The sequence below is a fragment of the Pantoea sp. X-Soil-TKNS-1280 genome (genome assembly GCF_059730475.1).
Genome location: NZ_AP035962.1, coordinates 2,831,793 through 2,858,449, shown reverse-complemented (window position 1 = coordinate 2,858,449; position 26,657 = coordinate 2,831,793). Strand labels below are relative to the sequence as shown.

General features: G+C 54.4%; 23 protein-coding genes and 1 riboswitch. Of the genes, 7 read left to right on the top strand and 16 right to left on the bottom strand.

The window, feature by feature from the left end; all coding sequences use genetic code 11:
• Positions 1–66: 66 nt before the first annotated feature.
• The 6 genes from sanA to metG form a co-directional block, all read right to left on the bottom strand.
• Entirely contained in the window at positions 67–786 is a 720-nt protein-coding gene (sanA, locus tag AC6I8X_RS13235) for an outer membrane permeability protein SanA (protein WP_313683554.1), read from the bottom strand.
• Positions 787–921: 135 nt separating this feature from the next.
• Positions 922–2,619 (bottom strand): NAD-dependent malic enzyme, encoded by a 1,698-nt coding sequence (locus tag AC6I8X_RS13230; protein ID WP_299445508.1) that lies wholly within the window; start codon positions 2,617–2,619, stop codon positions 922–924.
• Between the two features lie 157 nt (positions 2,620–2,776).
• Positions 2,777–3,676, bottom strand: coding sequence for a cytidine deaminase (gene cdd, locus AC6I8X_RS13225; protein WP_497839952.1), 900 nt, complete (start codon positions 3,674–3,676; stop codon positions 2,777–2,779).
• Between the two features lie 118 nt (positions 3,677–3,794).
• Positions 3,795–4,487, bottom strand: coding sequence for a CidB/LrgB family autolysis modulator (locus AC6I8X_RS13220; RefSeq protein ID WP_084876040.1), 693 nt, complete (start codon positions 4,485–4,487; stop codon positions 3,795–3,797).
• Positions 4,480–4,872: a CidA/LrgA family protein gene (locus tag AC6I8X_RS13215; RefSeq protein ID WP_299445514.1), complete on the bottom strand. Its 393-nt coding sequence runs from the start codon at positions 4,870–4,872 to the stop codon at positions 4,480–4,482. The genes AC6I8X_RS13220 and AC6I8X_RS13215 overlap by 8 nt, the downstream gene beginning before the upstream one ends.
• Positions 4,873–5,060: 188 nt before the next feature.
• Complete coding sequence (metG, locus tag AC6I8X_RS13210; protein ID WP_313683551.1) at positions 5,061–7,094, bottom strand: methionine--tRNA ligase; 2,034 nt, start codon at positions 7,092–7,094, stop codon at positions 5,061–5,063.
• Positions 7,095–7,258: 164 nt separating this feature from the next.
• Between metG and apbC the strand changes: the two genes are divergently transcribed.
• On the top strand, positions 7,259–8,371 hold the full coding sequence (gene apbC / locus AC6I8X_RS13205) for an iron-sulfur cluster carrier protein ApbC (protein WP_299445518.1): 1,113 nt from the start codon (positions 7,259–7,261) through the stop codon (positions 8,369–8,371).
• A gap of 8 nt (positions 8,372–8,379) precedes the next feature.
• Here apbC and AC6I8X_RS13200 read toward each other — a convergent pair whose 3' ends face one another.
• Positions 8,380–8,820 (bottom strand): GNAT family N-acetyltransferase, encoded by a 441-nt coding sequence (locus tag AC6I8X_RS13200; RefSeq protein WP_299445520.1) that lies wholly within the window; start codon positions 8,818–8,820, stop codon positions 8,380–8,382.
• Positions 8,821–9,045: 225 nt separating this feature from the next.
• Between AC6I8X_RS13200 and ahpC the strand changes: the two genes are divergently transcribed.
• A complete protein-coding gene (ahpC, locus tag AC6I8X_RS13195; RefSeq protein WP_013509781.1) occupies positions 9,046–9,609 on the top strand; it encodes an alkyl hydroperoxide reductase subunit C in 564 nt (187 codons plus the stop codon).
• Positions 9,610–9,687: 78 nt separating this feature from the next.
• Positions 9,688–11,256, top strand: coding sequence for an alkyl hydroperoxide reductase subunit F (gene ahpF / locus AC6I8X_RS13190; protein ID WP_313683550.1), 1,569 nt, complete (start codon positions 9,688–9,690; stop codon positions 11,254–11,256).
• A 64-nt stretch (positions 11,257–11,320) separates the two neighbouring features.
• On the opposite strand, the gene AC6I8X_RS13185 is transcribed toward ahpF, so the two are convergent.
• The 4 genes from AC6I8X_RS13185 to chiP form a co-directional block, all read right to left on the bottom strand.
• Positions 11,321–12,280: an AEC family transporter gene (locus AC6I8X_RS13185; protein WP_497839951.1), complete on the bottom strand. Its 960-nt coding sequence runs from the start codon at positions 12,278–12,280 to the stop codon at positions 11,321–11,323.
• An 86-nt stretch (positions 12,281–12,366) separates the two neighbouring features.
• Positions 12,367–12,570, bottom strand: coding sequence for a hypothetical protein (locus tag AC6I8X_RS13180; protein WP_313683548.1), 204 nt, complete (start codon positions 12,568–12,570; stop codon positions 12,367–12,369).
• A gap of 337 nt (positions 12,571–12,907) precedes the next feature.
• Positions 12,908–15,571: a beta-N-acetylhexosaminidase gene (locus AC6I8X_RS13175; protein ID WP_497839950.1), complete on the bottom strand. Its 2,664-nt coding sequence runs from the start codon at positions 15,569–15,571 to the stop codon at positions 12,908–12,910.
• A gap of 48 nt (positions 15,572–15,619) precedes the next feature.
• Positions 15,620–17,017: a chitoporin ChiP gene (gene chiP, locus AC6I8X_RS13170; RefSeq protein ID WP_497839949.1), complete on the bottom strand. Its 1,398-nt coding sequence runs from the start codon at positions 17,015–17,017 to the stop codon at positions 15,620–15,622.
• A 526-nt stretch (positions 17,018–17,543) separates the two neighbouring features.
• Here chiP and AC6I8X_RS13165 point away from each other — a divergent pair.
• The 4 genes from AC6I8X_RS13165 to fbaB all read left to right on the top strand — a co-directional run bounded on the left by AC6I8X_RS13165 (position 17,544) and on the right by fbaB (position 20,784).
• The gene (locus AC6I8X_RS13165) at positions 17,544–17,720 is read left to right on the top strand and encodes a DUF3606 domain-containing protein (RefSeq protein WP_299445535.1); all 177 of its coding nucleotides are present in this window, start codon (positions 17,544–17,546) and stop codon (positions 17,718–17,720) included.
• Positions 17,721–17,872: 152 nt separating this feature from the next.
• Positions 17,873–17,967: riboswitch (TPP riboswitch) on the top strand.
• Positions 17,968–18,000: 33 nt separating this feature from the next.
• Positions 18,001–18,786 carry a hydroxyethylthiazole kinase gene (thiM, locus tag AC6I8X_RS13160; RefSeq protein ID WP_299445538.1) on the top strand — a complete coding sequence of 262 codons (786 nt, stop codon included), beginning with the start codon at positions 18,001–18,003 and terminating at the stop codon, positions 18,784–18,786.
• Entirely contained in the window at positions 18,783–19,583 is an 801-nt protein-coding gene (gene thiD, locus AC6I8X_RS13155) for a bifunctional hydroxymethylpyrimidine kinase/phosphomethylpyrimidine kinase (RefSeq protein WP_497839948.1), read from the top strand. Before thiM ends, thiD begins: the two co-directional genes overlap by 4 nt.
• A gap of 148 nt (positions 19,584–19,731) precedes the next feature.
• Positions 19,732–20,784, top strand: a complete 1,053-nt coding sequence (fbaB, locus tag AC6I8X_RS13150; RefSeq protein ID WP_299445542.1) for a class I fructose-bisphosphate aldolase — start codon at positions 19,732–19,734, stop codon at positions 20,782–20,784.
• A 42-nt stretch (positions 20,785–20,826) separates the two neighbouring features.
• Here the strand turns inward: fbaB and AC6I8X_RS13145 are convergent, their stop codons facing one another.
• The 5 genes from AC6I8X_RS13145 to yegS form a co-directional block, all read right to left on the bottom strand.
• A complete protein-coding gene (locus AC6I8X_RS13145; RefSeq protein ID WP_313684875.1) occupies positions 20,827–21,513 on the bottom strand; it encodes a GntR family transcriptional regulator in 687 nt (228 codons plus the stop codon).
• 67 nt (positions 21,514–21,580) lie between these two features.
• Complete coding sequence (locus AC6I8X_RS13140; RefSeq protein WP_497841039.1) at positions 21,581–23,050, bottom strand: mannitol dehydrogenase family protein; 1,470 nt, start codon at positions 23,048–23,050, stop codon at positions 21,581–21,583.
• A 53-nt stretch (positions 23,051–23,103) separates the two neighbouring features.
• Positions 23,104–24,387 (bottom strand): MFS transporter, encoded by a 1,284-nt coding sequence (locus AC6I8X_RS13135; protein ID WP_313684871.1) that lies wholly within the window; start codon positions 24,385–24,387, stop codon positions 23,104–23,106.
• 82 nt (positions 24,388–24,469) lie between these two features.
• Positions 24,470–25,480, bottom strand: a complete 1,011-nt coding sequence (locus AC6I8X_RS13130; RefSeq protein WP_313684880.1) for a Zn-dependent oxidoreductase — start codon at positions 25,478–25,480, stop codon at positions 24,470–24,472.
• A gap of 241 nt (positions 25,481–25,721) precedes the next feature.
• Complete coding sequence (gene yegS, locus AC6I8X_RS13125) at positions 25,722–26,621, bottom strand: lipid kinase YegS (protein WP_497839947.1); 900 nt, start codon at positions 26,619–26,621, stop codon at positions 25,722–25,724.
• Positions 26,622–26,657: the final 36 nt, after the last annotated feature.

The following is a 26,657-nucleotide window of genomic DNA, read 5'->3' as shown; positions in this document are numbered from 1 at the left end:
TAGCGGCGCGATTTATCGCGCGGGTTTTAAAAGACGCGCGATAAATCGCGCCGCTACATATTTGTGTTACTTCTTCAGCTTCTCTTCCAGCTCCAGCAACTGCTCTGGCGTCACCGCCGGGTAACTCTGCGCATCCTCCGGTACTTCATGCACCGCCGGAATCGGCACCAGCGGGCCGAGGAAACGCGGCTCGCGTTTCATCAGGTACAAATCTGCCAGCGCCCCTAAGCGCGCACCCACTTCGCGGAAACGCACCGTCAGCATATTTTTCGGTGACGGCACGGCATAGCACTGCGCCTGAATCCCCAGATGCAGGGCGATAAATAGCGCACGTTCACAGTGGAAACGCTGGGTGATGATGATGAAATCATTGGTATCGAAAACTTTACGGGTGCGAACGATCGAATCCAGCGTGCGGAACCCGGCATAGTCGAGCACGATATCGGCCGGATCGACACCTGCTTTAATCAAATCGCGGCGCATCGTCATCGGTTCGTTATAGTTTTGCTGCGCATTGTCGCCGCTTAACAGCAGGTAATTCACTTTGCCGCTGTTGTAGGCGTTGAGGGCACCCTGAATGCGATACAGGTAATACTGGTTGATCACGCCGGTGCGGTAATATTTGGCCGTGCCTAACACTACACCGACCTGGCGATGTGGTAATGCAGCGACATTTTCATAGATGAAGGGGGCGGTTTTCCAGCTGATCCAGCGATCGAGGCCAAGTGCGGTCGCCACCATCAGTAAGATGATGAAAAGCAGACCAAAGAAAACGCGTTTAATCATGCGCGCAGGCACTCGGTTGGCGGAAACAGGAATGGTTCAAGGCTACTTGAGGCCTCTGCGGGAAGCAAGTTAACGCCAGTTGGCTGGCGTTTTTTTGCGCATTACCGGGCGGGTTTGCCCGGCAAATCACTATCATCAGATTGAGGTGCGACGGTAGTGACGATACTGCGGCAGCCAGAAGTTGTTATTGATGGCTCTGGACAGCACATCTTCCGAGGTGACCACGGCAACCCCAGCCAGCTGGGCGGCTTTACCCACTTCCATGGCAATCACTTTGGACACGCCCTGGATATCCTTGATTTCCGGCAGAACCGGGCCTTCGCCGTCATTCACCAGCGGTGAACAATCGGCTAAAGCACGGCTGGCGGTCATCAGCATGGTATCAGTAACGCGTGAAGCGCCAGAGGCGATCACACCCAAACCAATGCCCGGGAAGATGTAGGAGTTGTTGCACTGGGCAATCGGATAGATTTTGCCTTTCCAGCTAACCGGTGCAAACGGGCTACCGGTCGCCACCAGCGCGGCACCATCGGTCCAGGCGATAATATCCGCCGGGGTGGCTTCCACGCGTGAAGTGGGGTTTGACAGCGGCATCACAATCGGGCGTTTACAGTGTTTGTTCATCTCACGGATGATCTCTTCTGTGAACAAGCCTGGCTGACCCGAAACACCGATCAGGATGTCCGGTTTAGCGTTACGCACCACATCCAGCAGGGAAATGGAATCACTGGTGATATCCCACGCTTTCAGGTTGTCGCTCTTCTGCACCAGACGGCTCTGGAAATCGAGCAGGTTCGGCAGCTTATCAGTCAGCAGACCAAAACGATCCACCATCAGCACGCGGGCACGCGCTTCGTCATCGCTCAGGCCTTCGGATTTCATCTGCGCGATGATCTGCTCGGCGATACCACAACCGGCAGATCCGGCACCGAGGAACACCACTTTTTGCTCGCACAGGCGGCTGCCCGCAGCGCGGCTGGCGGCAATCAGCGTACCGACGGTCACGGCTGCGGTGCCCTGGATGTCATCGTTAAAACAGCAGATCTCATCACGATAACGCTCCAGCAGCGGCATGGCATTTTTCTGCGCAAAGTCTTCAAATTGCAGCAGCACTTTCGGCCAGCGACGTTTAACCGCCTGGATAAATTCGTTAACGAATTCCTCGTATTCTTCACCCGAGATACGCGGATGACGCCAGCCCATGTACAGCGGGTCATTCAGCAGTTGCTGGTTGTTGGTACCCACATCCAGCACCACGGGCAGGGTGTAAGCCGGGCTGATGCCGCCACAGGCGGTATACAGTGACAGTTTACCGATCGGAATCCCCATACCGCCGATACCCAGGTCGCCAAGACCAAGGATACGCTCGCCGTCGGTTACCACAATCACCTTCACGTTCTGTTTGGTGGCGTTTTGCAGCATGTCTTCGATGCGATCGCGGTTGTTATAGGAAATAAATACGCCGCGCGCACGACGGTAAATCTCAGAAAAGTGTTCACAGGCGGCGCCGACCGTCGGGGTATAGATAATCGGCATCATCTCTTCCAGATGATTGTCCAACAGGCGGTAGAACAGGGTTTCGTTGGTGTCCTGAATATTGCGCAGGTAAACGTGCTTGTCGTTATTGTTCTTGAAATCCTGGAATTGACGCCATGCACGTTCGGCCTGTTCTTCAATGGTTTCAACTGCTTCGGGTAGCAGACCATTGAGATTGAACTCATTACGTTCTTCGAGGGAGAAGGCGCTGCCTTTATTCAACAGCGGAAATTCCAGCAGGATCGGACCGGCATAAGGAATATACAGCGGACGTTTACTTTCGTACTCGAGTTCCATGCAGTTTTTGCTCCGGTTGCAGTGTTTTCTGGCGTGTCGCCGGGAAAGGTAACGCCAGACTTTCTTATTGTGAAGTGATTTCTGGCGCCAGATCCTATGAAATTTCCTGCAGATGTACAGCTTTTGTTAATAAAAGGTCACAAAAGCGGTAAAAGGATCACTTAACTGCGCAAACTGACAAGGTGACAGCGGCAAAATCGCCACATCCCAGCGCCGCCAGTGTGGCACGCGTAGCGTCATGCTGGCTGAGCACTGCCCCCTGGCATTCCGCCAGTACCGCCTGCTGCACGCTATCCAGCGCTTCGTTGTGCATATTCAGCAGAATCAAGGCTGCCTGTAGCGGGGGCAGGCTGGGGTTGAATGCGGCATTTTCCGCATAACGTCCGGTAAAAATCTGCCCGCTGCGGCTACGCAGCGCCACTCCGCTGTAGCTGTGGCTGTAGGGGGCATGGCTCTGATTGGCTGCCTCAATGGCTGCCTGTTGCAGAGTGTCGCCCTGCAAGCTAAAGCCATGATTGACCGGGGTCAGTAAACGTTCAGCAATATTCAAATCCGCAGGGCCGAAAGCATCCGGCAAGTAATCGCCCAGGGTGCTGACAGCACGGCCTGGCAGGCTGATGCGAATGGCGGTGCCGCTGTTCAACTCGTTCATAAACTGGCGGCAGTGTCCGCACGGTGTGTAATTGACGGTGATGGTCTCCAGCTGCGTTTCACCCCGTAGCCAGGCATGGGTGATGGCGCTTTGTTCCGCGTGCACCGTCTGCTGTAAAGGTGCACCGCGGAATTCCATATTGGCACCGAAATACCAGTTACCGCTGCTGCCACGCGCAATGGCACCGACGTTAAAATTTGAAACTGGCGCGACGGCACAGGATGCCGCCAGTGGCAGCAAGGCGAGAGCGAGGGCATCGGCTTCCAGCGCGGTAGCCTGCTGTAACTGCGTCACTTCATTGGCCTGCAGGACACCATGAAAATCGGCGGCATCCATGATGGGTTGCAACGCCTGTTGCAGATTGACCGGCAGGGCAGAGAAAGCGGAAGTGAATCTTGGATGCATGATGGCCTCGTTAACGCGTCAGCGGCGGTGCGCCGCCTGAAGGGTTATATGTGATCTATATCGCTCTGACAATGTAAGCCGCCTTGCTTGTTTCAACTTTGCGAGATCTCTCGCAAGTTTACCCGAACCAGTGCATCAGCACCGGGTAGAGGAACGGTGCCAGTAGCGAGGTAATAATGCCGCAAATCACCAGCGCCAGAGAACTGAACGCCCCTTCCTGATAATCAATCTCTGCGGCGCGCGCGGTGCCCAGTGCATGCGAGGCATTGCCGATCGCTAATCCGCGTGATGCCTTGCTTTTTATCTGCAACAGATTGAGCAGCATATGGCCGAATACTGCGCCCAGCACACCCGCAATCAGTACACAAATGGCGCTGATAGCTGGGATGCCATGCATTGAGGCTGAAACCGCCATAGCAATCGGCGTTGTGACCGACTTCGGCATGATGGTGGCAGCAATCTCCGGCGTTGCACCCAACCATAAGGCGATGGCGGTGCCGGAAATCATTGCCGTGATGCTGCCAATAAAACAGACGCTGATAATGGTTTTCCAGCGGGCGCGGATTTGATGCATCTGCTCATACAACGGTAAGGCCAGCGCCACCACAGCGGGTTGCAATAGCTGATTGAGCAGCGCGCTGCCAGCAAAATAGCGGGCATAGGGCATATGTGTCAGCAGCAGAATGGGGATGACAATCGCCATCGCCACCAGTAACGGGTTAACGATGGAAATTTTGATTTTTGCTGCAAACTTACGGGCGAGGAAATAGGCCAGCAGCGTCAGTGGCAGGGACCACCAGATATCACTCATTTCCTGGCTCCTTTGGCACGCCAGACCGCTGCATTCGCTCGGCGCTCAGGCCGACCACCACCAGTACCAGGAAGGTACTGATCAGGCAGGAAACAACGATAGGACCGAATTGCGCGGTAAGGATATCGGTATAACTCATCACTCCGACGCTGATCGGGACAAACAGCAGCGCCATATAGCGAATCAGCAAATGACAACCGGGTTTGACCCAGTCCACGGGCAGGATTTGCAGCGCCAGCAGCATAAACAACAGCAGCATACCGATGATACTACCGGGAATGTTAATAGGAAGCAGGGTAGAAATGCCGATTCCGGCATAAAGAGCAGCGTAAATGATGATAAAGGCGCGCAAATAGCGCCAGCTGACAGACAGCACGGTGGGCATGACAGGCTCCTGTTTTCATAGGGCTTCATCATACGCATTAAGCGCTTAGCGTGCCAGAGATCACATCATGGGTAAGGTTTGCAGTCTGTAGCGGCGCGATTTATCGCGCGGGTTTTGTCAAAAAACAGCGCGATAAATCGCGCCGCTACAGGATGGCAGAAGCCGCCAGAAAATGACGGCTCAGAGTGTTATTTCACCGGCATTCCTGGCTGTGCACCGCTATCCACGGACAGCACAAACAGGTCTTTGCCGCCAGGACCCGCTGACAGCACCATCCCTTCCGATACACCGAAGCGCATCTTACGCGGTGCCAGGTTAGCGACAATGATGGTCATCTTGCCGACCAGCACTGACGGATCCGGATAGGCGGCACGAATGCCAGAGAAGATCTGGCGTTTCTCACCGCCCAAATCCAGCTCCAGGCGCAGCAGCTTGTCTGAACCTTCCACCAGCTCTGCTTTTTCGATCAGCGCCACGCGCATATCGACTTTGGCAAAATCATCGATGGTGATCGCGTCGCCAATCGGTGCTTCAGCCAGAGGGCCGGTCGCCGCAGGCTTGTTAGCGGCGGCAGCATCTTCTTTCGATGCTTCAACCAGCGCGTCAACTTTGGTCATCTCAATGCGGCCATACAATGCTTTGAACGGAGCAACGCTATGATCCAGCAGCGGCTGTTGGATAGCATCCCAGCTCAGTTCGCTCTGCAGGAAAGCTTCAGCGCGGGCGCTCAGAGACGGTAATACCGGTTTCAGCCAGGTCATCAGTACGCGGAACAGATTGATACCCATTGAGCAGATGGCTTGCAGGTCGGCATCACGGCCTTCCTGTTTCGCCACCACCCACGGTGCCTGTTCATCCACATAACGGTTGGCGAGATCCGCCAGTGCCATGATTTCACGGATGGCACGGTTGTATTCACGGCTGGCCCAGGCTTCACCGATCTTCTCCGAGGCATCGACAAAAGTCTGATACAGCGCCGGATCGGCCAGTTCGGACGACAGTTTGCCGCCAAAGCGTTTGGTCAGGAAGCCAGCGTTACGTGATGCCAGGTTTACCACTTTGTTGACGATGTCCGCATTCACGCGCTGCACGAAATCTTCCAGGTTCAGGTCGATATCATCGATACGTGAAGAGAGTTTCGCCGCGTAGTAATAACGCAGGCTGTCGGCATCCAGGTGCTGCAACCAGGTGCTGGCTTTGATAAAGGTGCCGCGAGATTTTGACATCTTCGCGCCATTAACCGTCACATAACCGTGCACAAACAGGTTGGTCGGCTTACGGAACTGGCTACCTTCCAGCATCGCGGGCCAGAACAGGCTATGGAAATAGACGATGTCTTTACCGATAAAGTGATACAGCTCGGTGGTGGAATCTTTCTTCCAGAACTCGTCGAAATCGATATTGCCGCGCTTATCGCACAGGTTTTTAAACGACCCCATGTAGCCGATTGGCGCATCCAGCCACACGTAGAAGTATTTGCCTGGCGCACCTGGAATCTCGAAACCGAAGTAGGGCGCATCGCGCGAGATATCCCACTGTTGCAGGCCGGATTCGAACCATTCCTGCATTTTGTTCGCCACCTGTTCCTGCAACGCACCAGAACGCGTCCACGCCTGCAGCATTTCACTGAAGGAAGGCAGATCGAAGAAGAAGTGCTCGGAATCACGCATTACCGGCGTCGCGCCAGATACCACGGATTTTGGTTCGATCAACTCGGTCGGGCTGTAAGTGGCACCGCAGACTTCACAGTTGTCGCCATATTGATCCGGCGATTTACATTTCGGGCAGGTGCCTTTAACGAAACGATCGGGCAGGAACATGCCTTTTTCCGGATCGTACAGCTGAGAAATGGTGCGATTTTTAATGAAGCCGTTCTCTTTCAGACGGCCATAAATCAGCTCCGACAGCTGGCGGTTTTCGTCGCCGTGCGTCGAGTGGTAGTTGTCATAGCTGATGTCGAAACCGGCGAAATCGGTCTCATGTTCCTGCTTCATCTCAGCAATCATCTGCTCAGGCGCAATGCCGAGTTGCTGTGCTTTCAGCATGATCGGTGTGCCGTGCGCGTCGTCGGCGCAGATGAAGTAAACCTGATTGCCACGCATTCGCTGGTAACGCACCCAAATGTCTGCCTGGATATGCTCGAGCATGTGGCCGAGATGGATTGAGCCGTTCGCGTATGGCAGCGCGCACGTTACCAGAATTTTTTTAGCGACTTGAGTCATAGTTTGCGTAGCTTTCTGTAAATGAAAAATCGGGCTTAAGATGTTAACCGAAGCACTCTCTGGCGTAAACACAACCTGACAGTCACGTCACTTTATGCCCTATCTGATATTATTGAAATCACATCGCTGAAGTTCAGCGTCAGAATAAAGAGTAAGGAGCGGGGATGACTTCACAATCCCGGGAACAACATTCACCTGAGGCCCTGCGCGCCGTGGTGATAGGCGTGCTGAGTGGCTTTGAACATCCGACACTGAAGCACAATCTTACGACACTGAAAGCCTTGCGCCATGTCGCGTTACTGGATGACATACTGCATCTGGAACTGGTGATGCCTTTCGCCTGGGCCAGTGCGTTTGAGGAATTGAAAGCACAAACCAGCAGCGAGCTGCTGCGCCTGACGCAAACCCGGGCGATTGACTGGCGGTTACGCCACGATATCGCCACCCTGAAGCGGGTGAAAAACCACCCTGGCGTCAATGGTGTGAAGAACATCATTGCGGTCAGTTCCGGCAAAGGGGGCGTGGGCAAATCCAGTACCGCAGTGAATATGGCGCTGGCGCTGGTGGCGGAAGGGGCGCGCGTGGGGATTCTTGACGCGGACATCTATGGTCCGTCGATTCCCAACATGCTCGGTACGGAAAATCAGCGTCCGACTTCGCCGGATGGCACCCATATGGCCCCGATCATGGCGCACGGGCTGGCGACCAACTCCATTGGTTATCTGGTGACTGACGATAACGCCATGGTGTGGCGTGGCCCTATGGCCAGCAAGGCATTGATGCAGCTACTCAATGAAACGATGTGGCCGGACCTGGATTATCTGGTGCTGGATATGCCACCCGGCACCGGTGATATCCAGCTGACGCTGGCGCAAAATATCCCGGTGACCGGCGCGCTGGTGGTGACGACGCCGCAGGACATCGCGTTGATTGATGCGCGTAAAGGTATCGTGATGTTCGAGAAGGTCAACGTACCGGTGCTGGGTGTGGTGGAAAATATGAGCATCCACATCTGTAGCGAATGTGGTCATCATGAGCCGATCTTTGGCACGGGTGGTGCGCAGAAACTGGCGCAGGACTACAACACCCGTCTGCTGGCGCAGCTGCCGCTGCATATTAATTTGCGCGAAGATCTGGATGACGGTGAGCCAACGGTGATTCGTCGTCCAGACAGTGAGTTTACCGTGATGTATCGTGAACTGGCCGGGCGCGTGGCATCGCAGCTTTACTGGCATGGGGAAGTGATCCCCGACGATATCGCCTTCCGCGCGGTTTAACCGACTGATTATCCGCTGGCGCGCGCCGTCAGCGGATAGTGCATCAACAGGTATTTCCCCTGATCGCTTTCACCCTGCGCCACCTTTTGCCAGCCATGCTTCAGATAAAAGGTTTGCGCAGCCTGGTTCAGCAGCAGGCATTTCAGCGCCCCGGTGCCGGTAAAACGTGCCTGTACCGCGTCCAGTAGCGCACTGCCCACACCCTGGCCCTGAAAATCGGGGGAGACATACAGGCTGTGCAGGAAATTATCATTATCGAGCACACCGGCAAAACCGGCGCGATGGCCGTCAATTTCCGCGACCAGCACGGTCTCACCCATGATTACCCGATCAAAATCCTCCAGCTGCCAGTCATCACTGTCGAGCCAGGTCCAGTTGGTCCGGCGCGCTGCAAGGAACAGCGTACGCAGAAAAGGGCGGTCAGCTTCCTGAAACAATCGAATATGCACTGATGAACTCCAGCAGTCGGTTCACTCAAAAGTAGCAGTTCCGGCGCAAAAAGATAAACCACGTTAAATCAGGGGAGTTTCTGTGTAGAATGCCGCGGCAGGCCGCAGCAATCGGGCCTTGTCGCGTTTGATAGCTTTTGTTTATCTAATTGATAACGGCTGCATATTAGATGTTGGCCCGAAAATTATGTAACCTGCATCACATCTTTTAACGGAGGTCACCCGATGTCTATCATTAATACCAAAATTAAACCGTTCAAAAACGCAGCATTCAAAAACGGCGAATTTATCGACGTAACCGAGAAAGACGTTGAGGGTAAATGGAGTGTTTTCTTCTTCTACCCAGCTGACTTTACCTTCGTATGCCCGACCGAACTGGGCGACGTGGCTGATCATCACGAAGAATTCCAGAAACTGGGCGTAGATATCTACTCTGTTTCTACTGACACCCACTTTACCCACAAAGCCTGGCACGGTTCTTCTGAAACCATCGCTAAAATCAAATATGCGATGATCGGCGACCCGACTGGTGCACTGACCCGTAACTTTGAAATCATGCGTGAAGCTGAAGGCCTGGCAGATCGTGGTACTTTCATCGTTGACCCGGAAGGCATCATCCAGGCTATCGAAATCACTGCTGAAGGCATTGGCCGTGACGCCTCTGACCTGCTGCGCAAAGTGAAAGCGGCTCAGTATGTTGCTTCTCACCCAGGTGAAGTTTGCCCGGCTAAATGGCAGGAAGGCGACGCGACTCTGGCTCCATCACTGGACCTGGTTGGCAAAATCTAAGCCAACACGCAGCCCTTCGATGTTTCTCCAATCGGGTGCTACGGCACCCGATTTTTCGACCAGCAACAGGAACTCATTATGCTCGACACCAACTTAAAAACCCAACTCAAGGCTTACCTTGAGAAATTAACGAAACCGGTTGAGTTAATTGCCACACTGGATGATGGCGCCAAATCCGCAGAGATTCGGACCCTGCTGGCTGATATCGCGAGCCTGTCTGACAAAGTCAGCTTCCGCGAAGAGAATGATCGTCCGGTACGTAAGCCTTCATTCCTGATTACCAACCCTGGCAGCCACAGCGGCCCGCGTTTTGCCGGTTCGCCGATGGGCCATGAATTTACTTCACTGGTACTGGCACTGCTGCAGACCGGTGGACACCCTTCGAAAGAAGCGCAGAGCCTGCTGGAGCAAGTGGCTCAGCTTGAAGGCGAGTTCCATTTCGAAACTTATTATTCCCTGTCATGCCACAACTGCCCGGATGTTGTTCAGGCACTGAACCTGATGGCAATCCTCAATCCGAATGTCAGCCATACGGCGATTGACGGTGGCATGTTCCAGAACGAAATCACCGAACGTAACGTGATGGGCGTTCCGGCTGTCTATCTGAACGGCAAAGAGTTTGGTCAGGGCCGTATGAGCCTGGCGGAAATCGTCGGCAAAGTGGACACCAACGCTGACAAACGTGCGGCGGAAGAATTGAATAAGCGTGATGCCTATGAAGTACTGATCGTCGGTAGTGGTCCGGCGGGCGCAGCAGCAGCGATTTACTCGGCACGTAAAGGTATTCGTACCGGTCTGATGGGTGAGCGTTTTGGTGGCCAGGTACTGGATACCGTGGACATTGAAAACTACATCTCCGTACCGAAAACCGAAGGTGCGAAGCTGGCAGGTTCACTGCGTGCCCACGTTGATGATTACGATGTTGATGTGATTGATACCCAGAGCGCGATCAAGCTGATCCCGGCAGCCAAAGAGGGTGGTCTGCATGCAATCGAAACCGCTTCTGGCGCAGTGCTGAAATCACGCAGCATCATCCTGGCTACCGGCGCTCGCTGGCGCAATATGGGTGTGCCGGGTGAAGAAGAGTATCGCACCAAAGGTGTAACCTATTGTCCGCACTGTGACGGTCCGCTGTTTAAAGGTAAGCGTACGGCGGTCATCGGTGGCGGTAACTCGGGTGTTGAAGCGGCCATCGACCTGGCGGGTATCGTTGAGCACGTCACCCTGCTTGAATTCGCCAGCGAAATGCGTGCTGACAAGGTATTGCAGGACAAACTGCGTAGCCTGAAAAACGTGGATGTGATCCTTAACGCACAAACCACGGCAGTGAAAGGCGATGGCAGCAAAGTGACCAGCCTGGTTTATACCGATCGCACCAATCAGAACAGCCATGAAATCGCGCTGAGCGGCATCTTTGTGCAGATTGGTCTGCTGCCGAATACCACCTGGCTGGAAGGCGCCGTTGAGCGCAACCGTATGGGCGAAATCATTATTGATGCGAAATGCGAAACCAGCCTGAAAGGCGTGTTTGCAGCGGGTGACTGCACCACGGTGCCGTACAAGCAGATCATCATTGCCAGCGGTGAAGGTGCCAAAGCCTCACTGAGTGCGTTCGATTATCTGATCCGCACCAATCCGGCTGAATAATTTTGTTGCGATAGCCACGCAAACGCCCTGCAACCTGTGTTGCAGGGCTTTTTTTTTTTGCACGTCAGTACCCGGCCAGCGTCATCAGCATCATCCATACCGGTGTGGTCACCGCCGCGAACAGCGTGGAAAACAACATACTGGCCGCAGCCGGGCCGGTCAGCACCTGAAATTTTTGCGACATCAGGTAGACATTGACGCCCACCGCCATCGATCCCAGTAGCACCACCACTTTACTTTCCAGCGCCGGTAAATCGGTCAGCCAGGCGATCGCCCAGATGCACATCGGCTGCACAATCAGCTTCAGCAGGCAGATACTGTAACTTTCCTTCAGGCCATCACGCACTCGATAGTGCGCCAGGCTCATGCCAAGCGTCACCAGCGACAGCGGTGCAGCAATGGAGCCAAGTAGATCAATGGGTTGTGCCGCAATCAGTGGCAGCGGTCGTTGCAGGAAACTCCAGGCCGTACCACTCAGGATGCCGATAATTAGCGGGTTTTTCAGTACGCTAATCAGCGTGCGACCAAGCCCGTGTACCGAGAAGCTGCCATGCTTTGACCACTCCACCGATACTGTCAGCAGGGTCCAGAGGATCAGGCTATTAAACACCAGCACCAGTGCCACCGATGGCAATGCCTGTTCGCCCAGTAACACCGTGGCGATGGGAATGCCCAGCATCACGTTGTTGGAAAAAATACCACCCAGCGCAAACACCGACCCGGCAATGCTTTCCAGCTGGAACACTTTTGCTGCGATCACGCGCCCGGCAATAAATACCAGCAGACAGCTGCCAAAAAATGCCAGCAGCAGACGAAAATCCACCGGCGGGCTTTTGTAGAAATCACTCATTACATCAAACAGCATGCAGGGCAGGGCCACATTGAACACAAAACGGTTCATCCCTTCACTGATACTGGCGGGCCATTTGCCAAAACGCGTCAGGCAATAACCGAGAAAAATAAGAATAAATAATGGGGCCGAGGGGTAAATCTGGTGACTTAATGTGGTTAATAGATCAGGCATAGCGGTGATATTGGCAAGAGGTTAATATGGGGAGATTACCATGCCATAACATCTCTGCAACATATGATCCGCTGATATCTGCCTGATTATCCTAACCAGCGGCGTGCCTCTGCATCGCTGATATCCCGGTAATAGACCCGGTGAATGCGTTCACCACATCCTTTGCAATGTGCCTGGACATGTGTGGAATGGTAGTGACGACCAGAGGGAGAAACTGCGCCTTTACGTGAGATCTGAATATTGCGCCATTTATGCGCGTGCGGAATAAAACTGAGTAATCTTAATTTCATGGTGTCTGCCGGATTTAATTATATTCTTCAGGTCCGGAATGAAATTAGGCCGTTTTTTACTCGCTCATAGTTTGATATTAATCAAGCAACAGTGATGTTGCTCTCATTTTGAAATTATTTATTAATTTCAAATAAAAAAGCGCGCAGGGGACTCAGCCTGCGCGCAATATAATTTGATTTACCCGGTCTTATTTTATTAACGCCAATAACTATTTTGAGTTATTTGTTGTGCCACCTCCTTTTTTGCCGTTCAACATCCGGGATGTTATTTGCGCTGAATCAGTTATGACGATTTGGAGCGTCAGTGATGAGAAATGATCCAGCGCAATTTATTCGATTACAGGCTTTCGCTGCGACTCGCCCTTTTTCCATCCAGACTCAGGCTACGCACCATCACCTTATCGCCTGCGGCAATGGTCGGTTGTGCCTGCGGATGATAGCCAATCCAGCTGTTGCCATTATCCAGACTGTATTGCAGCGGCAGACCGGGCAGGGCGATGTTCATTTCCAGCCTGCCAGCATTGATGCGCGCGCCAGGGACTGGGAGACGGTAATGAACACCGGCTTTATCCAGTTTGCCCAGTTCGCGCTGGCCCAGCAGATTGGCAAAACGCTGCCAGTCGCCAGTGAGCTGTGCCTGGTTGACATGGTGGGTTTCACCGCCCTTATAGCTGCGACCCTGCTGATAATCCAGCTCCCAACTGGCGCGATGCCAGCCACGTTCCGCAACCGCTAACAGACGCGGAAAAATCATATATTCCATCTGCTGATCGGTACGCACGGTTTCGCTCCACAACTGGGCAGAGAGGCCATATGCACCACCCCACGGCTTGTCCGACGTCGTGGCGAAAGGATTGCCATCGCGATCAACTGAGGTCTCAGCATTTTGCGGCAGGTTATCCGGTGCAAAGCTGAACATTTTGCGCTCATCACTAAAACGCGTCCCCCAGTAATAGCCGCGTTCCAGCGGATTAACCTCATAGGGGAAGTCCATGTAGACGTAATCCGGATTGGAGATCACCACATCGTAATCTTTTTGTGTCCAGTCATTGGCGCTGTCGAATCCGCCCCAGTACAAAGTGTCCCAGAAGTTAACGCGCGTGCGTGAGGTGGCGAAAGCATGAGCGTTGCTGGCATCTTTCAGACCATCCTGCCATGCCTGCATCACCGGTATGCCGTGCGCTTTGACCAACTGGCTGACTTCCAGCGCAAAGTGGCTTGGCAAATGTTCCAGGTCCTTCACTTTGCCGGATTTCACCAATGCCTGGCAGACCTGTGATTTAGCCCAGGGCTTGTCTTGCTGGCGCTGATCGAGAATGCCTTTACCTGCCTCAGGATTTTTTATATCGGTGTAGCCTGCGCCAAGACGAATGTTTTTCGCTTCGTCGCCACCAAAGTGCCAGGTCGTCAGCGGTTGACCTGCTTCACGGTGCATGCGTTGAATTTCACCTATCACCTTGTCAACAAAACGTTGTGAGGAGTCGAGGCAGGGGTTGAGGTAGCTGGTACGATCGTACAGTTGTACCGAGGTGGTAGTGGAAGTGTCGGTGGGATCAATCAGGCGGAATTCGCTGGCCGCGTGCGTTTTGCCTGCTGCCATCAGCCGGTTATAGCGTGCTTCCATCGAGATGACGGCAGCACGGGCGTGGGCAGGCATATCGATTTCCGGAATCACTTCAATATTGCGTGCCTGAGCATACTTCAGGATCTCAATATAATCGGTGCGGCTGAAATACCCACTACCATGATTATCGCTGAACGGACCGGAACCTAGCTGCGGCACCAGGCATTGTTGTTCGCTCAGGTCGTGACAGCGTTTGCTCCCGACATTGGTCAGTTCCGGCAGACCGGGGATTTCGATGCGCCAGCCTTCATCGTCGCTAAGATGGAAGTGGAATTTGTTCATCTTCCATGCGGCCATTTGGTCCAGCATCCGCAACACCGCCTGTTTGCTGTGGAAGTTACGTGCCACATCCAGGAAAGCCCCGCGATAGGCAAAACGCGGTGCATCCTGCGCTTCCAGCGTGGCGATAATGGGTTTGCCCTCGGCCGGGACCAGCGAGAGCAACGACATCAGGCCGTAGTATGCGCCAGCCGCATCATAGCCAACGATATCGGTACCACGAGGGGTAATGCGTAGCTGGTAAGCACCCGATACCGCCTCTTCGCCGTGGAACTTGCCTGAGTCAATACGGGTTTTGATGCCGTAGCCTTTCAGATTCGGTTGGATACCCAGCATGGCGAAACGTTGCTCTACTGCCTGAGCCTGGTTGGCTGGCAAAGCATCGAGATGCAACACCACACCCTTACTCAGATCGACATCAGCTGCATGGATGTTGACCGAACGTGGAGTGGGGGTAATTTGTCCACGCAACGTCGTTGCCGGCAGCAATTTGATATCAGCATTTTTGGCGAAACGGCTGTCGGGTTGCATCAGCACGTTTTTATCGTCAGCCACGCGCTTCCATTGATTGCCAAACGGCTGGACGAAGTCAGTTAAATTTTCCGTGTCGGTGCTGCTGATAATTTTTGGCGATGCCCCTTCTGCGGTGACGTACCAGCGCGGCATCACATCGGTGATAAACAGCTGCCAGTATTCATTAACGATGGGGATCTCTACGGTGGTTCCCGCAGCAAAGCCGGTGAATTTATCTGTCGGTTCCAGGCGGGTCAAATCGCCGACGACATGTGTCATTTTAAACTGGTCGTTATCGACGCGCAGGGTCTCATGCACGTTGCTCATGTAAATCGCCCAGTTGTTGCTGGTGATGGCCGGGCCATGGTTGGTTAGCTTGATGGTGGCCCGATTGCAGGAAGCCCAGTCAGCGCCAAGTTGGGCGCAATCTACGCCATGGCTGGCGGCCTGATTGTCGGTTACCTGGTACTGCACACCAAACTGACTGATTTGATCCACGATCGCTTGCTGGTTTTGTGGTACCGATTTACAGGCACCGAGCGCGATAACGCTCAATGCCAGAAGGCTTAATTTCAATTTTTTCATGCTGTTATCCTTATGCGCGGATGAATTCTGGCTCCTGCCAGCTCAGGGTCAAAAAAGGGTAAAGGGCGCGATGACCATAAATTTGATGTCTTTCTCGTCCTGGAAAATATTGCCGTAGCCACCGCTGTAGCTGGGCAGGTTGCTGTGGTTGTCATACTGGGTGTAATGCAGTTTGAACTGAGTACCTTTGGCGCGCGTTTCCTGCAGGGTATAAACCAGGTCGAGACTCCACGCAGATTCCGTCAGGCGTTGTTGCTGGTTGTAGATGGGATTTGTTGAGGGTTTTGCATCCCAGCCATAGGCATAAGATCCACCCGCCTGCCAGCCCGGCAATTGCCAGTGGCCGAGATCGACCATGACTCCGGCAAACAATGCTTTCTCGCCATTGGCGTTCCAGTCTGAACGCGAATCCCACCACACATCCATGCGGCCATTGGAACTGGCATAGGAAGGCGTCATGCGTTGCAGGAAAAAGCCCTGATTGCCTTCGGCTTTGACCCAGGTCCCTTCGAGACGGAAATCAAAAGCGCCCAGTGTGTAGCCCAGCGTCATGGCCTGCAGCCAGGCTAAACCGTCATAGACATGGTTGATATTGCTGGTGCCGCCGCTTTCGCGATCTTTGGCCCCGTAAAATTGATAGCTGGTGCGTAGCGGTGACCCGGCCAGCGGCAGCTGATATGAGGCTTTGGCAAAATACTGATCCATGTAATCTGCCGCCTGACCATATGCGCCTTCCAGGATGAAATCGTTTTTGAAGTCATACTTCGCGCCGAAGGATTGCAGCCACGGAATCCCCGTTTTGCCGTCCGCTTTGCGGAAGTTGTACATGTGCTGATACCACGGGGCTTTGTACTGATCTGCCCACATCCAGGAGAAGGAAAGCGCGCCGGTATCTGCAAAGTCGAAGGTGGTTCCCGCTTCGACGCCGCGATAGGTGCCTGGCAGGAAGCTCCAGTGCGGTGCCAGCAGCGTCTGGCCGGTTGGTTGCAAATAACCAGCACGCAGCCAGTTATCCTGCCATTTGGTTTTCAGTGCAGCCTTGTACAGGCTGGCGCCACTCTTATCACCGGTCCATTTTTCATCCCAGCGTGTGCGGGCATCGCTGAAGCCGATTTCATTGGGGGCGGCGGGGCCACCATGGGTTAATTCCAGCGCACCGAAAGCGGAGAGATCGAGACCAATAAAATTCGCCAGATAGCCGGAAGAGAAGTCCAGGCTGGCATTGGCAGAAGCATGGTGCAGGTTGGCATCATACTGGCCGTACTTGCCATGCTGCGGATCCATCTCTTTACGATCGCGCTGGCGTTGCCAGTAGAAGAGCGAACCGGTAAGAGAGGCGTCATCAACAAAGCCTGCCGCCAGTGCGGGTGTGCAGGGAATCAATGCCGTAACAGTCAGGATGGAAGCAATAGCAGCAGCCAGTGGCGTGCGAAGAGTCCGGTTCATGGTAAATCCTCCGTGATAATTCCTTTGGTGATGATGTTTGGTGAAACTGTTACCTCATGTAACAAGTGGTGTGATGTTATTTTTCGCGACGCGAATTATCAATAGCATTTTTTGCAAATTATGACGTGGCACGCAAAACACAGGATCTCAGGTTTAGACAGGATGGTTGATGTTATCTATATGATATTTAATTAAATTAAGATGTTTCAGGTCAGGGGGAGGATGTTCTTATCGTGAGGAATCCCTGCATGAAACCAGCAGGCGGGCGAGGGTAATGACATTGCGAAACAGGACAGGCTAAAAGGTGACGGGCGAAGTGTATTCTTTACAAAGCAGGGAGTTCATGAATCCAAAGATAAAAATTTTCTTATCGATGATAATTACGGCTTGTTGTACTTTGGTGTAGTTTCTATACCTTGATCTTGATGAGGATTTTGCCTAGGATTTTCGCCGATAGCCAGCACACTTCTGGCTGCTGATCTGAAGGGGGCGTTATGCCACTTAATTTAACCTCAGGAGCTGTAAAATGACTGATGCTTTGAAGAAAAGACAACCTGAAGACAAACGCGTTATTCGTCTCAGTGAAACCTGGGAAGTCGAATATTGGACTAAAACCCTGGATGTTTCTGTCGCACAATTACGAACCGCAGTCGCAAACGTGGGTAAGGATACGCAGAAAGTTAAGCAATATCTCGGTAAGTAGGTGTCCATTCAGCCTGGAAACCCCGCTCTGCGGGGTTTTTTATGCGGATTTTCTGTCCATATGAGGGGCTAATCTGAGGTTTACAGCAATGGCTAAGTCACTTATGATCATGGCTCACATCGCAGAAATTGCTGTGTAATATATTTATATATATCAATGACTCGGGGTGCCCTCCTAAACGGGGCTGAGATAAACCCGCTGACCTGATCTGGATAATGCCAGCGTAGGGAAGTCAGATGCCTGACCGCATTCGCCTTCTTGATCGCCGGTTGGGAGCCTTATGAAACAGCCTGACCTTCTCTCCACAGCGCAACTCGCGCAATCTCTTCAGTTACTCCGTCAGCATATGCCGCTGGTGCATTGCATGACCAATGACGTTGTACAAACCTTTACCGCGAATGTCCTGCTGGCGCTACGCGCTTCACCTGCCATGGTGATCGATGCTGATGAAGCCGCACAGTTCAGTGGTTTCGCCGATGCGTTGCTGATCAATGTTGGTACCCTGACACGCGATCGTCGTGATGCGATGCAGGCAGCCGTCTCCGCAGCCAACCGGGCGGGGACGCCCTGGACGCTCGATCCGGTAGCGGTCGGCGCGTTAACGTTTCGCACCGAATTTTGTCAGCAGCTGCTAAGCCAGCAACCCGCGGCTATTCGTGGCAATGCCTCAGAAATCCTGGCGCTGGCGAATCAGGCGGCAGGCGGGCGTGGTGTGGATAGCCTGCATCAGGCCGACGCGGCAATCAGTGCCGCACAGCAACTGGCGCGTGATTATCACAGCATCGTCGCGGTCACTGGCGAAGTGGATTATGTTACTGACGGTCACAACATCCTGGCAATTCCCGGCGGCAGCCCATTAATGACGCGGGTGGTGGGCACCGGTTGCGCACTATCGGCAGTGGTGGCGGGCTTTGCCAGCCTGCCGGGTGAGCGCCTGCAACATGTGGCTGCCGCCTGTCGCGTGATGTCGCTGGCGGGGGAAAGGGCTGCGCGTCAGGTGCAGGGACCAGGGAGCTTTGTGGCCGCCTTCCTCGATGAACTGTGGACGCTGGAGGTGACGCCATGAAGCGCATCAATGCATTAACCATTGCGGGCACCGATCCGAGCGGTGGCGCGGGAATTCAGGCCGATCTTAAAGCCTTTTCGGCACTCGGCGCTTACGGCACCAGCGTGATCACCGCTCTGGTGGCGCAGAATACCTGTGGCGTGCAATCGGTGTATCGCATCGATCCGGAATTTGTCGGTGCACAACTGGATTCGGTACTCGATGATGTGCGTATTGACAGCGCTAAAATCGGCATGCTGGCGGAAACGGCGGTAGTGGAAATCGTCGCTGCGAAGCTGAAGCGTGCCAGCCTGTCGTTTGTGGTGCTGGATACGGTGATGATTGCCAAAAGCGGCGACGCGTTGTTGTCACCTGATGCCATCGACAGTATCCGTGAACTGCTACTGCCGCAGGTTTCCCTGATTACGCCAAATTTACCGGAAGCGGCGGCGTTGCTTGGACGGAGCATGGCGCAGGATGAAGCCACCATGCTCCAGCAGGGCGATGCGTTGCTCGATCTCGGGTGTGAAGCGGTACTGATGAAGGGAGGACATCTGAGTGATGCGGAAAGCCCGGACTGGCTGATCACTCGCAGCGGACGCCAGCGCTTTACCGCACCTCGCGTCAATACCCGCAACACGCATGGCACCGGCTGTTCGTTGTCAGCGGCGCTGGCGGCACTGCGTCCACGGCATGACAGTTGGTCAGCCACGGTGGCGGAAGCCAAAGCGTGGCTGCAACAGGCGCTGTTGCAGGCGGATTCGCTAGAGGTCGGCAAAGGTATTGGGCCGGTGCACCATTTCCATCGCTGGTGGTAGGGCGTAACGCCGGATTGCCGTTTTTTGCCTGCGCATCTGTCTGAAAAATGGAGTCAGCAATTTGCCAGCCTGGCGGATTTGGGTCCAGGCTGTTGGGGGCGAATCGGCAGGTGTCGGTTCCAATCCAGCCATTTATTCAGGAGTCAGCATGACGGACATCGTTCAGTTATTGGGCAAAGAAGCGGACAGTCTTCTTCAACATCGCTGCATGACCATTCCAGCGGAAAGCCTTTATTTACCGGGCGCGGATTATGTTGATCGCGTAATGACGGACAACAATCGTTCTCCAGTCGTGTTACGTAATATGCAAACCTTGTACAACACTGGCCGACTGGCGGGCACGGGCTATCTGTCGATTCTGCCGGTTGATCAGGGCGTTGAGCACTCGGCGGGGGCTTCGTTTGCTGCCAACCCGCACTACTTCGATCCGAAAAATATCGTGGAGCTGGCGATTGAAGCGGGCTGCAACTGTGTCGCTTCGACCTATGGCGTGCTGGCTTCGGTTGCACGCCGTTACGCACACAAGATTCCCTTTATGGTGAAACTGAACCATAACGAGACGCTGAGCTATCCAACCCAGTACGATCAGACCCTGTACGCCAGCGTGGAGCAGGCGTTCAATATGGGGGCCATCGCGGTCGGTGCCACTATCTATTTCGGCTCTGAGCAGTCTCGGCGACAGATTGAAGAGATTTCTGTTGCGTTTGAACGCGCGCATGAGCTGGGCATGGTGACGGTGCTGTGGGCTTATCTGCGCAATAACGGCTTTAAGAAAGATGGTGTGGATTATCATGCCAGTGCCGATTTAACCGGCCAGGCCAACCATCTTGCGGCGACCATTGGTGCGGATATTGTGAAGCAGAAAATGGCGGAAAATAACGGGGGCTACACCGCTGTCAACTTTGGTCACACCGATGAGCGTGTCTACAGCAAGCTGACCACGGAAAACCCGATTGACCTGGTGCGTTATCAACTGGCGAACTGCTATATGGGGCGCGCCGGGTTGATTAACTCTGGCGGAGCAGCCGCCGGGGCGACCGATGTGGCCGAGTCAGTGCGTACGGCGGTGATTAACAAACGTGCGGGCGGTATGGGGCTGATCCTGGGACGCAAAGCGTTTAAGAAATCGCTGAAAGAGGGCGTGGAACTGATTAACGCGGTGCAGGATGTGTATTTATCCAAAGATGTAACGATTGCATAGTGTGCAGTAGTGCCCCTCCCGTAAACGGGAGAGGGCACTGATTCAAGGCGCTTCAAACCACTCGCTATTCCGTTCCGCAATCGGCGTAATGGTCAGAATCATTTCCTGCAAATGACGACGCATCGCAGACTCGGCAGCCTCAACATCATGCGCTTTCAGCGCCGCATAAATCTCTTCATGCTGCTGAATCAGGCTTTCCGGTGGGGAAACTTCGCTCAGTGTCAGAAACCGGACCCGGTCCATGGTGGCTTTAATGTTCTCCACCGTTTCCCATGCCAGCAGGCAGTTGATGCCTTCCGCAATCAGGCGGTGAAACTCATCATCGAGGGAGAGGAATGACTGGCTGTCATGGCGTTCGGCCGCTAAACGCTGCAGCTGAAGATTATGTTCCAGCGCCATCAGCGCCTCTGGCGCGATTTCCTGCGCCGCACGGCGCACCACGGCGATTTCCACCGCCTCACGGATAAACCGGCCATCAGCGACACGCTGGGCGGAAATCTTGCGTACAAAAGTGCCGCGTTGCGGTAATACCTGTACCAGTCCAGCCTCAGCCAGTTTGATAAAGGCTTCACGCACTGGCTGGCGTGAGACATTAAAGCGCGCTGAAACCTCTTTTTCCGACAGCAGCGAGCCGGGATGGATGGCGCAGGTAACGATATCCCGACGCAGATAGCGGTAAATCTGCTGATTTACGGGTTCGCTGGTGGTTATGGTATAGACAATCGACATGCAGCAATATCCGTATCGAATTATGGAGGTTATAAGGGAGCAGTCTAATCAGCACGCTGCCTCTGCGCTACAAGTTTGTTGCAGCCCGGGTGAGGGCATGCACTGTGGCGCGAGCACCAGCGGCACACAATTGCTGATAGAGTTCGGTGACGCGTGCCACGAAGCCGGCATGATGCAGTAAGTCCTCACCGAATACCGCTTTCAATCCCAGTAAGGCGCGAACACGAGGTGCACCTTCTTCGCTCGACGCCACAATGCGCGCCAGCTCATCTTTCAATGGGTCGCGAATCTCAATCGGCTGGCCGTGTTCATCCACACCGCTGACATAACGCATCCAGCCCGCCACCCCCAGCAACAGAAAATCGCAGCCTGAACCGTTTTGCAAATGCCAGCGCACACTGTCCAGCATGCGCTGCGGTAGCTTTTGCGTGCCATCGGTGGCGATCTGATAGGTGCGATGCTTGATCGCGCGGTTTTCGTAGCGAGCAATCAGCGAATCGGCATAGGCCGCCAGATCCACCCCCTGGGTACGCAAGGTGGGAGCCTGATCCTGCATCATCAACGCGCGGGCGGCGCTGCGATAATGAGGATCGGCCATACAGTCGCTGATATGTTCGTAACCCGCCAGGTAGCCAAGATACGCGAGGAAGGAGTGGCTGCCGTTCAGCATACGCAGCTTCATCTCTTCGAACGGTAGCACATCGCTCACCAGCTCAGCCCCGGCATTCTCCCAGGCGGGACGGCCACTGACAAAATTGTCTTCGATCACCCACTGGAAGAAGGGTTCCGCTTCCACGGCAACCGGATCGCTGCTGCCGAGCCGTGCCGCCAGGGTGGCGAATGCGGCATCAGTCATGGCCGGAACGATGCGATCGACCATGGTCGAAGGGAAGGAGAGGTGGGCTTTAATATAATCGGCCAGTTCGCTGCTGTGACGTTCCGCCAGCTGGACGATCACGTTGCGCGTCACGTGGCCGTTCTCCGGCATGTTATCGCAGGACATCACGCTAAACGGTGCTAAACCCCGTTCGCGGCGACGGATGATCGCAGCCAGAATCAGCCCCGGTAAAGAGCGTGGTGCCTGCGGCTGGGCCAGGTCGTGAACGATATCAGGATGATCCGGGTTGAGGTTGCCGCTGGCAGGCAGGTGGCAGTAGCCTTTTTCGGTGACCGTCATCGACACAATCGCCACATCCGGCTGGCTCATGGCCTCAATCACCGCCTCGATGCCATCCCCCTTGCCATGCAGAGCGGCGGTGATCACCCCAATCACCCGGGTATGCAGACTGTCGTCGGCCATTTCGGTCAGGGTGTAGAGTAAGTCCTGCTGGCGCAGCGCCTCGATTAATGCGCCGCTGTTGAGGTTCACTTCACAGTAACCCCAGTCACTGCCCTGAGCGGCCAGTTTGTCGCTCGCCAGTGCCTGATGGGCGCGGTGAAAAGCACCAAACCCGATGTGGACCATGCGGGTTTTCAGTTTGTTGCGGTCATAGCTCGGACGTTGTACGTCGGCGGGGAGGCGTTCAATCTCTAACATCATCATTCCTTTTCGCAAACGGGGCGGGGAACCGCCCCGTCATGATCAATCTGTTAAGCGGAAACCGGTTTGTTGCTGGTTTTCGGGCTGCGGATGACAAACAGCACCAGCAGCGCACCCAGGCCAGCGACCACGCCGGCCAGCACAAAGGCGCTGTCAAATTTGCCGGTGTGCTGGACGATAAAGCCGGTGACGATAGGACCAATGATGCCAGACAGGCTTCCCACCAGATGGATAAAGCCACTGATGCTACCGACACGGCTTTTGTGCACCACGTCCTGAATAATCGCCCAATAGATCGCGCCAGTGATGTAGAGGAAGAAGATGGAGATCGACATCATGATCACCGCCGAATTGACCTCTTTTATCGTACCCGCCAGCGCGACACAAATTGCGGCTGCCAGCAGTGAGACCACCAGCACAATTTTACGCGACAACAGCAACTTACCGGTGATGTTGAAAATTTTGTCGGAAATCCAGCCACCCAGCGCCAGACCGACGAAACCGACAATCCACGGGATCATGGTGGTGATACTCATGGCTTTGATATCCAGACCATGTGCCTGCACCAGATACGCCGGGAACCAGCTCAGGAAGAAGAACAGAATGTAGTTGTAGCAAAAGAAGGCGAATGCCGTGACCAGGATGATTGGCTGGCGCAGATAGTAACCCATACCGTGCGCGGCCCCGGCCAGATCCTCTTCTTCATTTGACTGTTCAGCTTTCAGTTTCTCCACCAGCGCCCGCTCTGCCGGTGAGACACGTTTGCTTTTCGCCGGGTTATCCGCGGCGATAAAGAACCAGATTGCCATCCACACCAGACCAATCACGCAGATGGCAACGAAGGCCGGACGCCAGCCGAATGACAGCGCCAGATAGCCGATAATCGGACCAGCGACTGCGCCACCGAGCGGGGAACCGGCACTTAATAAGCCCATGGCAGTGGCGGCCTGTTTTTTCGGGAACCAGCCATTGATGGCTTTGTTGGCCGAGGCGCAGATTGGCCCTTCTGCCATGCCGAACAGCACGCGCAGGATCATCATCGACCAGAAGCCGGTGGCAAGCGCGGTCATACCGCAAAACAACGACCACATGCCCACCGCAGTGCCAAGCACAATGGTCGGACCGAATTTATCGGTGGCGAGGCCGCCGATAAAGTTGAACAGGGCATAGCCGAAGAAGAAACTGCCGAAAATCATGCCGAACTGCTCGGCATTGATCATCAAATCTTTTTCCACCAGCGGAACGGTCAGGGACAAGGCAATACGATCGAGGTAGTTGATCATATAAACCAGAAACAACAGCAGTACGAGGGTCCAGCGCAGATTCTTCAACATAGAAACTCCGACATCATCATCTTTATAGTAGTGCTGCCGGCGGGTACGTACCGGCAGGAGGACACCTGGTGTGAAGGTTAACTCAGGCCATATGCAGAATCACTTTGCAGCAGGTGCGAGGGTCTTTTTCGAACAACGTCATCGCGCGTTCAATTTCTGCCAGCGGGAAATAGTGCGTAACCAGTTTCTCTGGCTGAATCTGGCCTTTTTCCATCCACTCAATCACTTGCGGAAAACGGTTGCTGTTGAGACGCGAAGTAAACAGCGACAGTTCTTTGCTGGTCAGGCTCTGCTGCGTAATGCTGCAGGGTTCGCCTGAGAAGCCCAGCAGGCCGATGCGGGCTGCCGGTGAGGCGAGGGCGGCCGCTTCCGCCAGAATGGCCGGATGGCAGGCGGCATCAATGATGAGCGTGGGCTGCGCCCCTTCAAGCTGGGCAGCCAGCGGGATCTCGCTGTTGTTAAACACCTGGTCGGCACCGTTTTGTTGCGCCAGCGCCAGGCGTTCTGGCAGACGGTCCACCACCAGTACCTGTTTAACGCCGTAGACCCCTTTCAATACCTGAATGGCGGTCAGACCCATCGGACCGGCACCATAAATCAATGCGACATCCTGTGGCTGCGGTTGCAGGAACGCGGTGATGTTGGCGGCGATGGTGAAAGGCTCGACCATGCTGGCCAGTTTATCGGGAATGCTGTCGGGCAAACGGAAGGCATTTTTGGCCGGGGCGACAGCGAACTCGCTAAAGCCACCATCGCGGTGCACGCCAATCACCTGGAGTTCTTTGCAAACATTGGGGCGACCAATGGAGCAGGGATAGCAGTGACCACAACTCACCACCGGATCGACGGCCACGCGTTCACCAATACGACGTTCATCAACACCGAGACCTGTGGCATCGATCACACCAAAGAATTCATGACCGATCACGCGTGGATATCTGGCGAATGGATTATGACCGTGCCAGATATGCACATCGGAGCCACAGATGCTGGCAAACTGGACTTTAACTCGCACTTCTCCGGCGGCAGGTTGCGGCACAGGACGCTCCGCCAGCAGCAGTTCACCCGGTTGTTCAATCACGACACTTTTCATCATCAGCTCCTTGCCTGGCATCCTCTTCAGGGGGGATTGGGCATTAACGGGAATTCAATGAGGAAAAAATACGCGCACAAATACTACCATACAAGTCTACGTTACGGAGTTGTGAAGAGGGTCACAAGATGGGCAGGTGCAGACACTGAGTGGTAGCGGCGCGATTTATCGCGCAACGTCTTGCGCGGCGTGGTGAAAAAATGCGCGATAAATCGCGCTGCTACGGGGGATATTGTTCAGATCACGCCAGCAACGGACACTGCGGCGGTAAACGGCAGCTCAGCGCGCCCGGCAGTACCTCAATCTGGAATTCACTGCCGGTGAGCGGTTCGCCATCGAGATTGAAGGTCATCTCATGGGGTGAGCGAATATGCAGTGACGGTAACTTCGCGCCGACAATGTTCGGGTTTTCATCATCGCGCGTCAGTGAATGCAGCAGGGTAGGCAGCAACTCCTGAGCCGTGACGATACTCAGGTTGAGTTGACCATCATTGATCAACGCATCCGGGCATAATTTCTGCCCACCGCCCGCCTGGCGACCATTACCAATGCCGATCACCAGCGCATCGCCTTGCCAGTTAAAATCCGCGGCGCTGATTTCGCAGCTATCCGGCTTTAAGGTATCAACGCGGGTCAAACCGTGAATAAAATACGAGACACCGCCGAGCGCCGATTTGAGTTTCTCTGGCGTTTCCGTGGTGATACGGGTGCCAAAGCCCCCGGTTGCCATGTTGATAAAGTAGCGATCGCCATTCACCCGCGCCAGGTCGATGGCGCTGGCCTTGCCGAGCACCGCCAGGCGCAATGCCGGTTCCATCTCCAGCGGGATACCTGCGCTGGTAGCAAAATCATTGGCCGTGCCAAGCGGTAAAATCCCCAGTACCGGTCGTTGTGATTCCGCTAATGCGGCCAGTGCGGTAGCGATTTCATTGATGGTGCCATCACCGCCACCCGCCACCACGGTTTCAGCCTGCAAACTGACCGCTTCCTGGACATAACGGTCACCATCGCCTTTTTCCCAGGTGACACGCACGGCCAGATTAAAGCCTTCGTCACGCAGTTGATTGACGGCGGCCCGTAATTCCTCATTTCCGGCACCTTTGCCGTTGAGGATCAATAACGTCAGCGGTTTGTTTTGCATGATTCGTCCCTTAATGCTTTCTCAGACAGGTGGTTA

Coding starts and splice junctions, on each gene's coding strand:
- sanA (WP_313683554.1), bottom strand. CDS start 786: ATGATTAAACGCGTTTTCTTTGGTCTGCTTTTCATCATCTTACTGATG.
- AC6I8X_RS13230 (WP_299445508.1), bottom strand. CDS start 2,619: ATGGAACTCGAGTACGAAAGTAAACGTCCGCTGTATATTCCTTATGCC.
- cdd (WP_497839952.1), bottom strand. CDS start 3,676: ATGCATCCAAGATTCACTTCCGCTTTCTCTGCCCTGCCGGTCAATCTG.
- AC6I8X_RS13220 (WP_084876040.1), bottom strand. CDS start 4,487: ATGAGTGATATCTGGTGGTCCCTGCCACTGACGCTGCTGGCCTATTTC.
- AC6I8X_RS13215 (WP_299445514.1), bottom strand. CDS start 4,872: ATGCCCACCGTGCTGTCTGTCAGCTGGCGCTATTTGCGCGCCTTTATC.
- metG (WP_313683551.1), bottom strand. CDS start 7,094: ATGACTCAAGTCGCTAAAAAAATTCTGGTAACGTGCGCGCTGCCATAC.
- apbC (WP_299445518.1), top strand. CDS start 7,259: ATGACTTCACAATCCCGGGAACAACATTCACCTGAGGCCCTGCGCGCC.
- ahpC (WP_013509781.1), top strand. CDS start 9,046: ATGTCTATCATTAATACCAAAATTAAACCGTTCAAAAACGCAGCATTC.
- ahpF (WP_313683550.1), top strand. CDS start 9,688: ATGCTCGACACCAACTTAAAAACCCAACTCAAGGCTTACCTTGAGAAA.
- AC6I8X_RS13185 (WP_497839951.1), bottom strand. CDS start 12,280: ATGCCTGATCTATTAACCACATTAAGTCACCAGATTTACCCCTCGGCC.
- AC6I8X_RS13180 (WP_313683548.1), bottom strand. CDS start 12,570: ATGAAATTAAGATTACTCAGTTTTATTCCGCACGCGCATAAATGGCGC.
- AC6I8X_RS13175 (WP_497839950.1), bottom strand. CDS start 15,571: ATGAAAAAATTGAAATTAAGCCTTCTGGCATTGAGCGTTATCGCGCTC.
- chiP (WP_497839949.1), bottom strand. CDS start 17,017: ATGAACCGGACTCTTCGCACGCCACTGGCTGCTGCTATTGCTTCCATC.
- AC6I8X_RS13165 (WP_299445535.1), top strand. CDS start 17,544: ATGACTGATGCTTTGAAGAAAAGACAACCTGAAGACAAACGCGTTATT.
- thiM (WP_299445538.1), top strand. CDS start 18,001: ATGAAACAGCCTGACCTTCTCTCCACAGCGCAACTCGCGCAATCTCTT.
- thiD (WP_497839948.1), top strand. CDS start 18,783: ATGAAGCGCATCAATGCATTAACCATTGCGGGCACCGATCCGAGCGGT.
- fbaB (WP_299445542.1), top strand. CDS start 19,732: ATGACGGACATCGTTCAGTTATTGGGCAAAGAAGCGGACAGTCTTCTT.
- AC6I8X_RS13145 (WP_313684875.1), bottom strand. CDS start 21,513: ATGTCGATTGTCTATACCATAACCACCAGCGAACCCGTAAATCAGCAG.
- AC6I8X_RS13140 (WP_497841039.1), bottom strand. CDS start 23,050: ATGTTAGAGATTGAACGCCTCCCCGCCGACGTACAACGTCCGAGCTAT.
- AC6I8X_RS13135 (WP_313684871.1), bottom strand. CDS start 24,387: ATGTTGAAGAATCTGCGCTGGACCCTCGTACTGCTGTTGTTTCTGGTT.
- AC6I8X_RS13130 (WP_313684880.1), bottom strand. CDS start 25,480: ATGAAAAGTGTCGTGATTGAACAACCGGGTGAACTGCTGCTGGCGGAG.
- yegS (WP_497839947.1), bottom strand. CDS start 26,621: ATGCAAAACAAACCGCTGACGTTATTGATCCTCAACGGCAAAGGTGCC.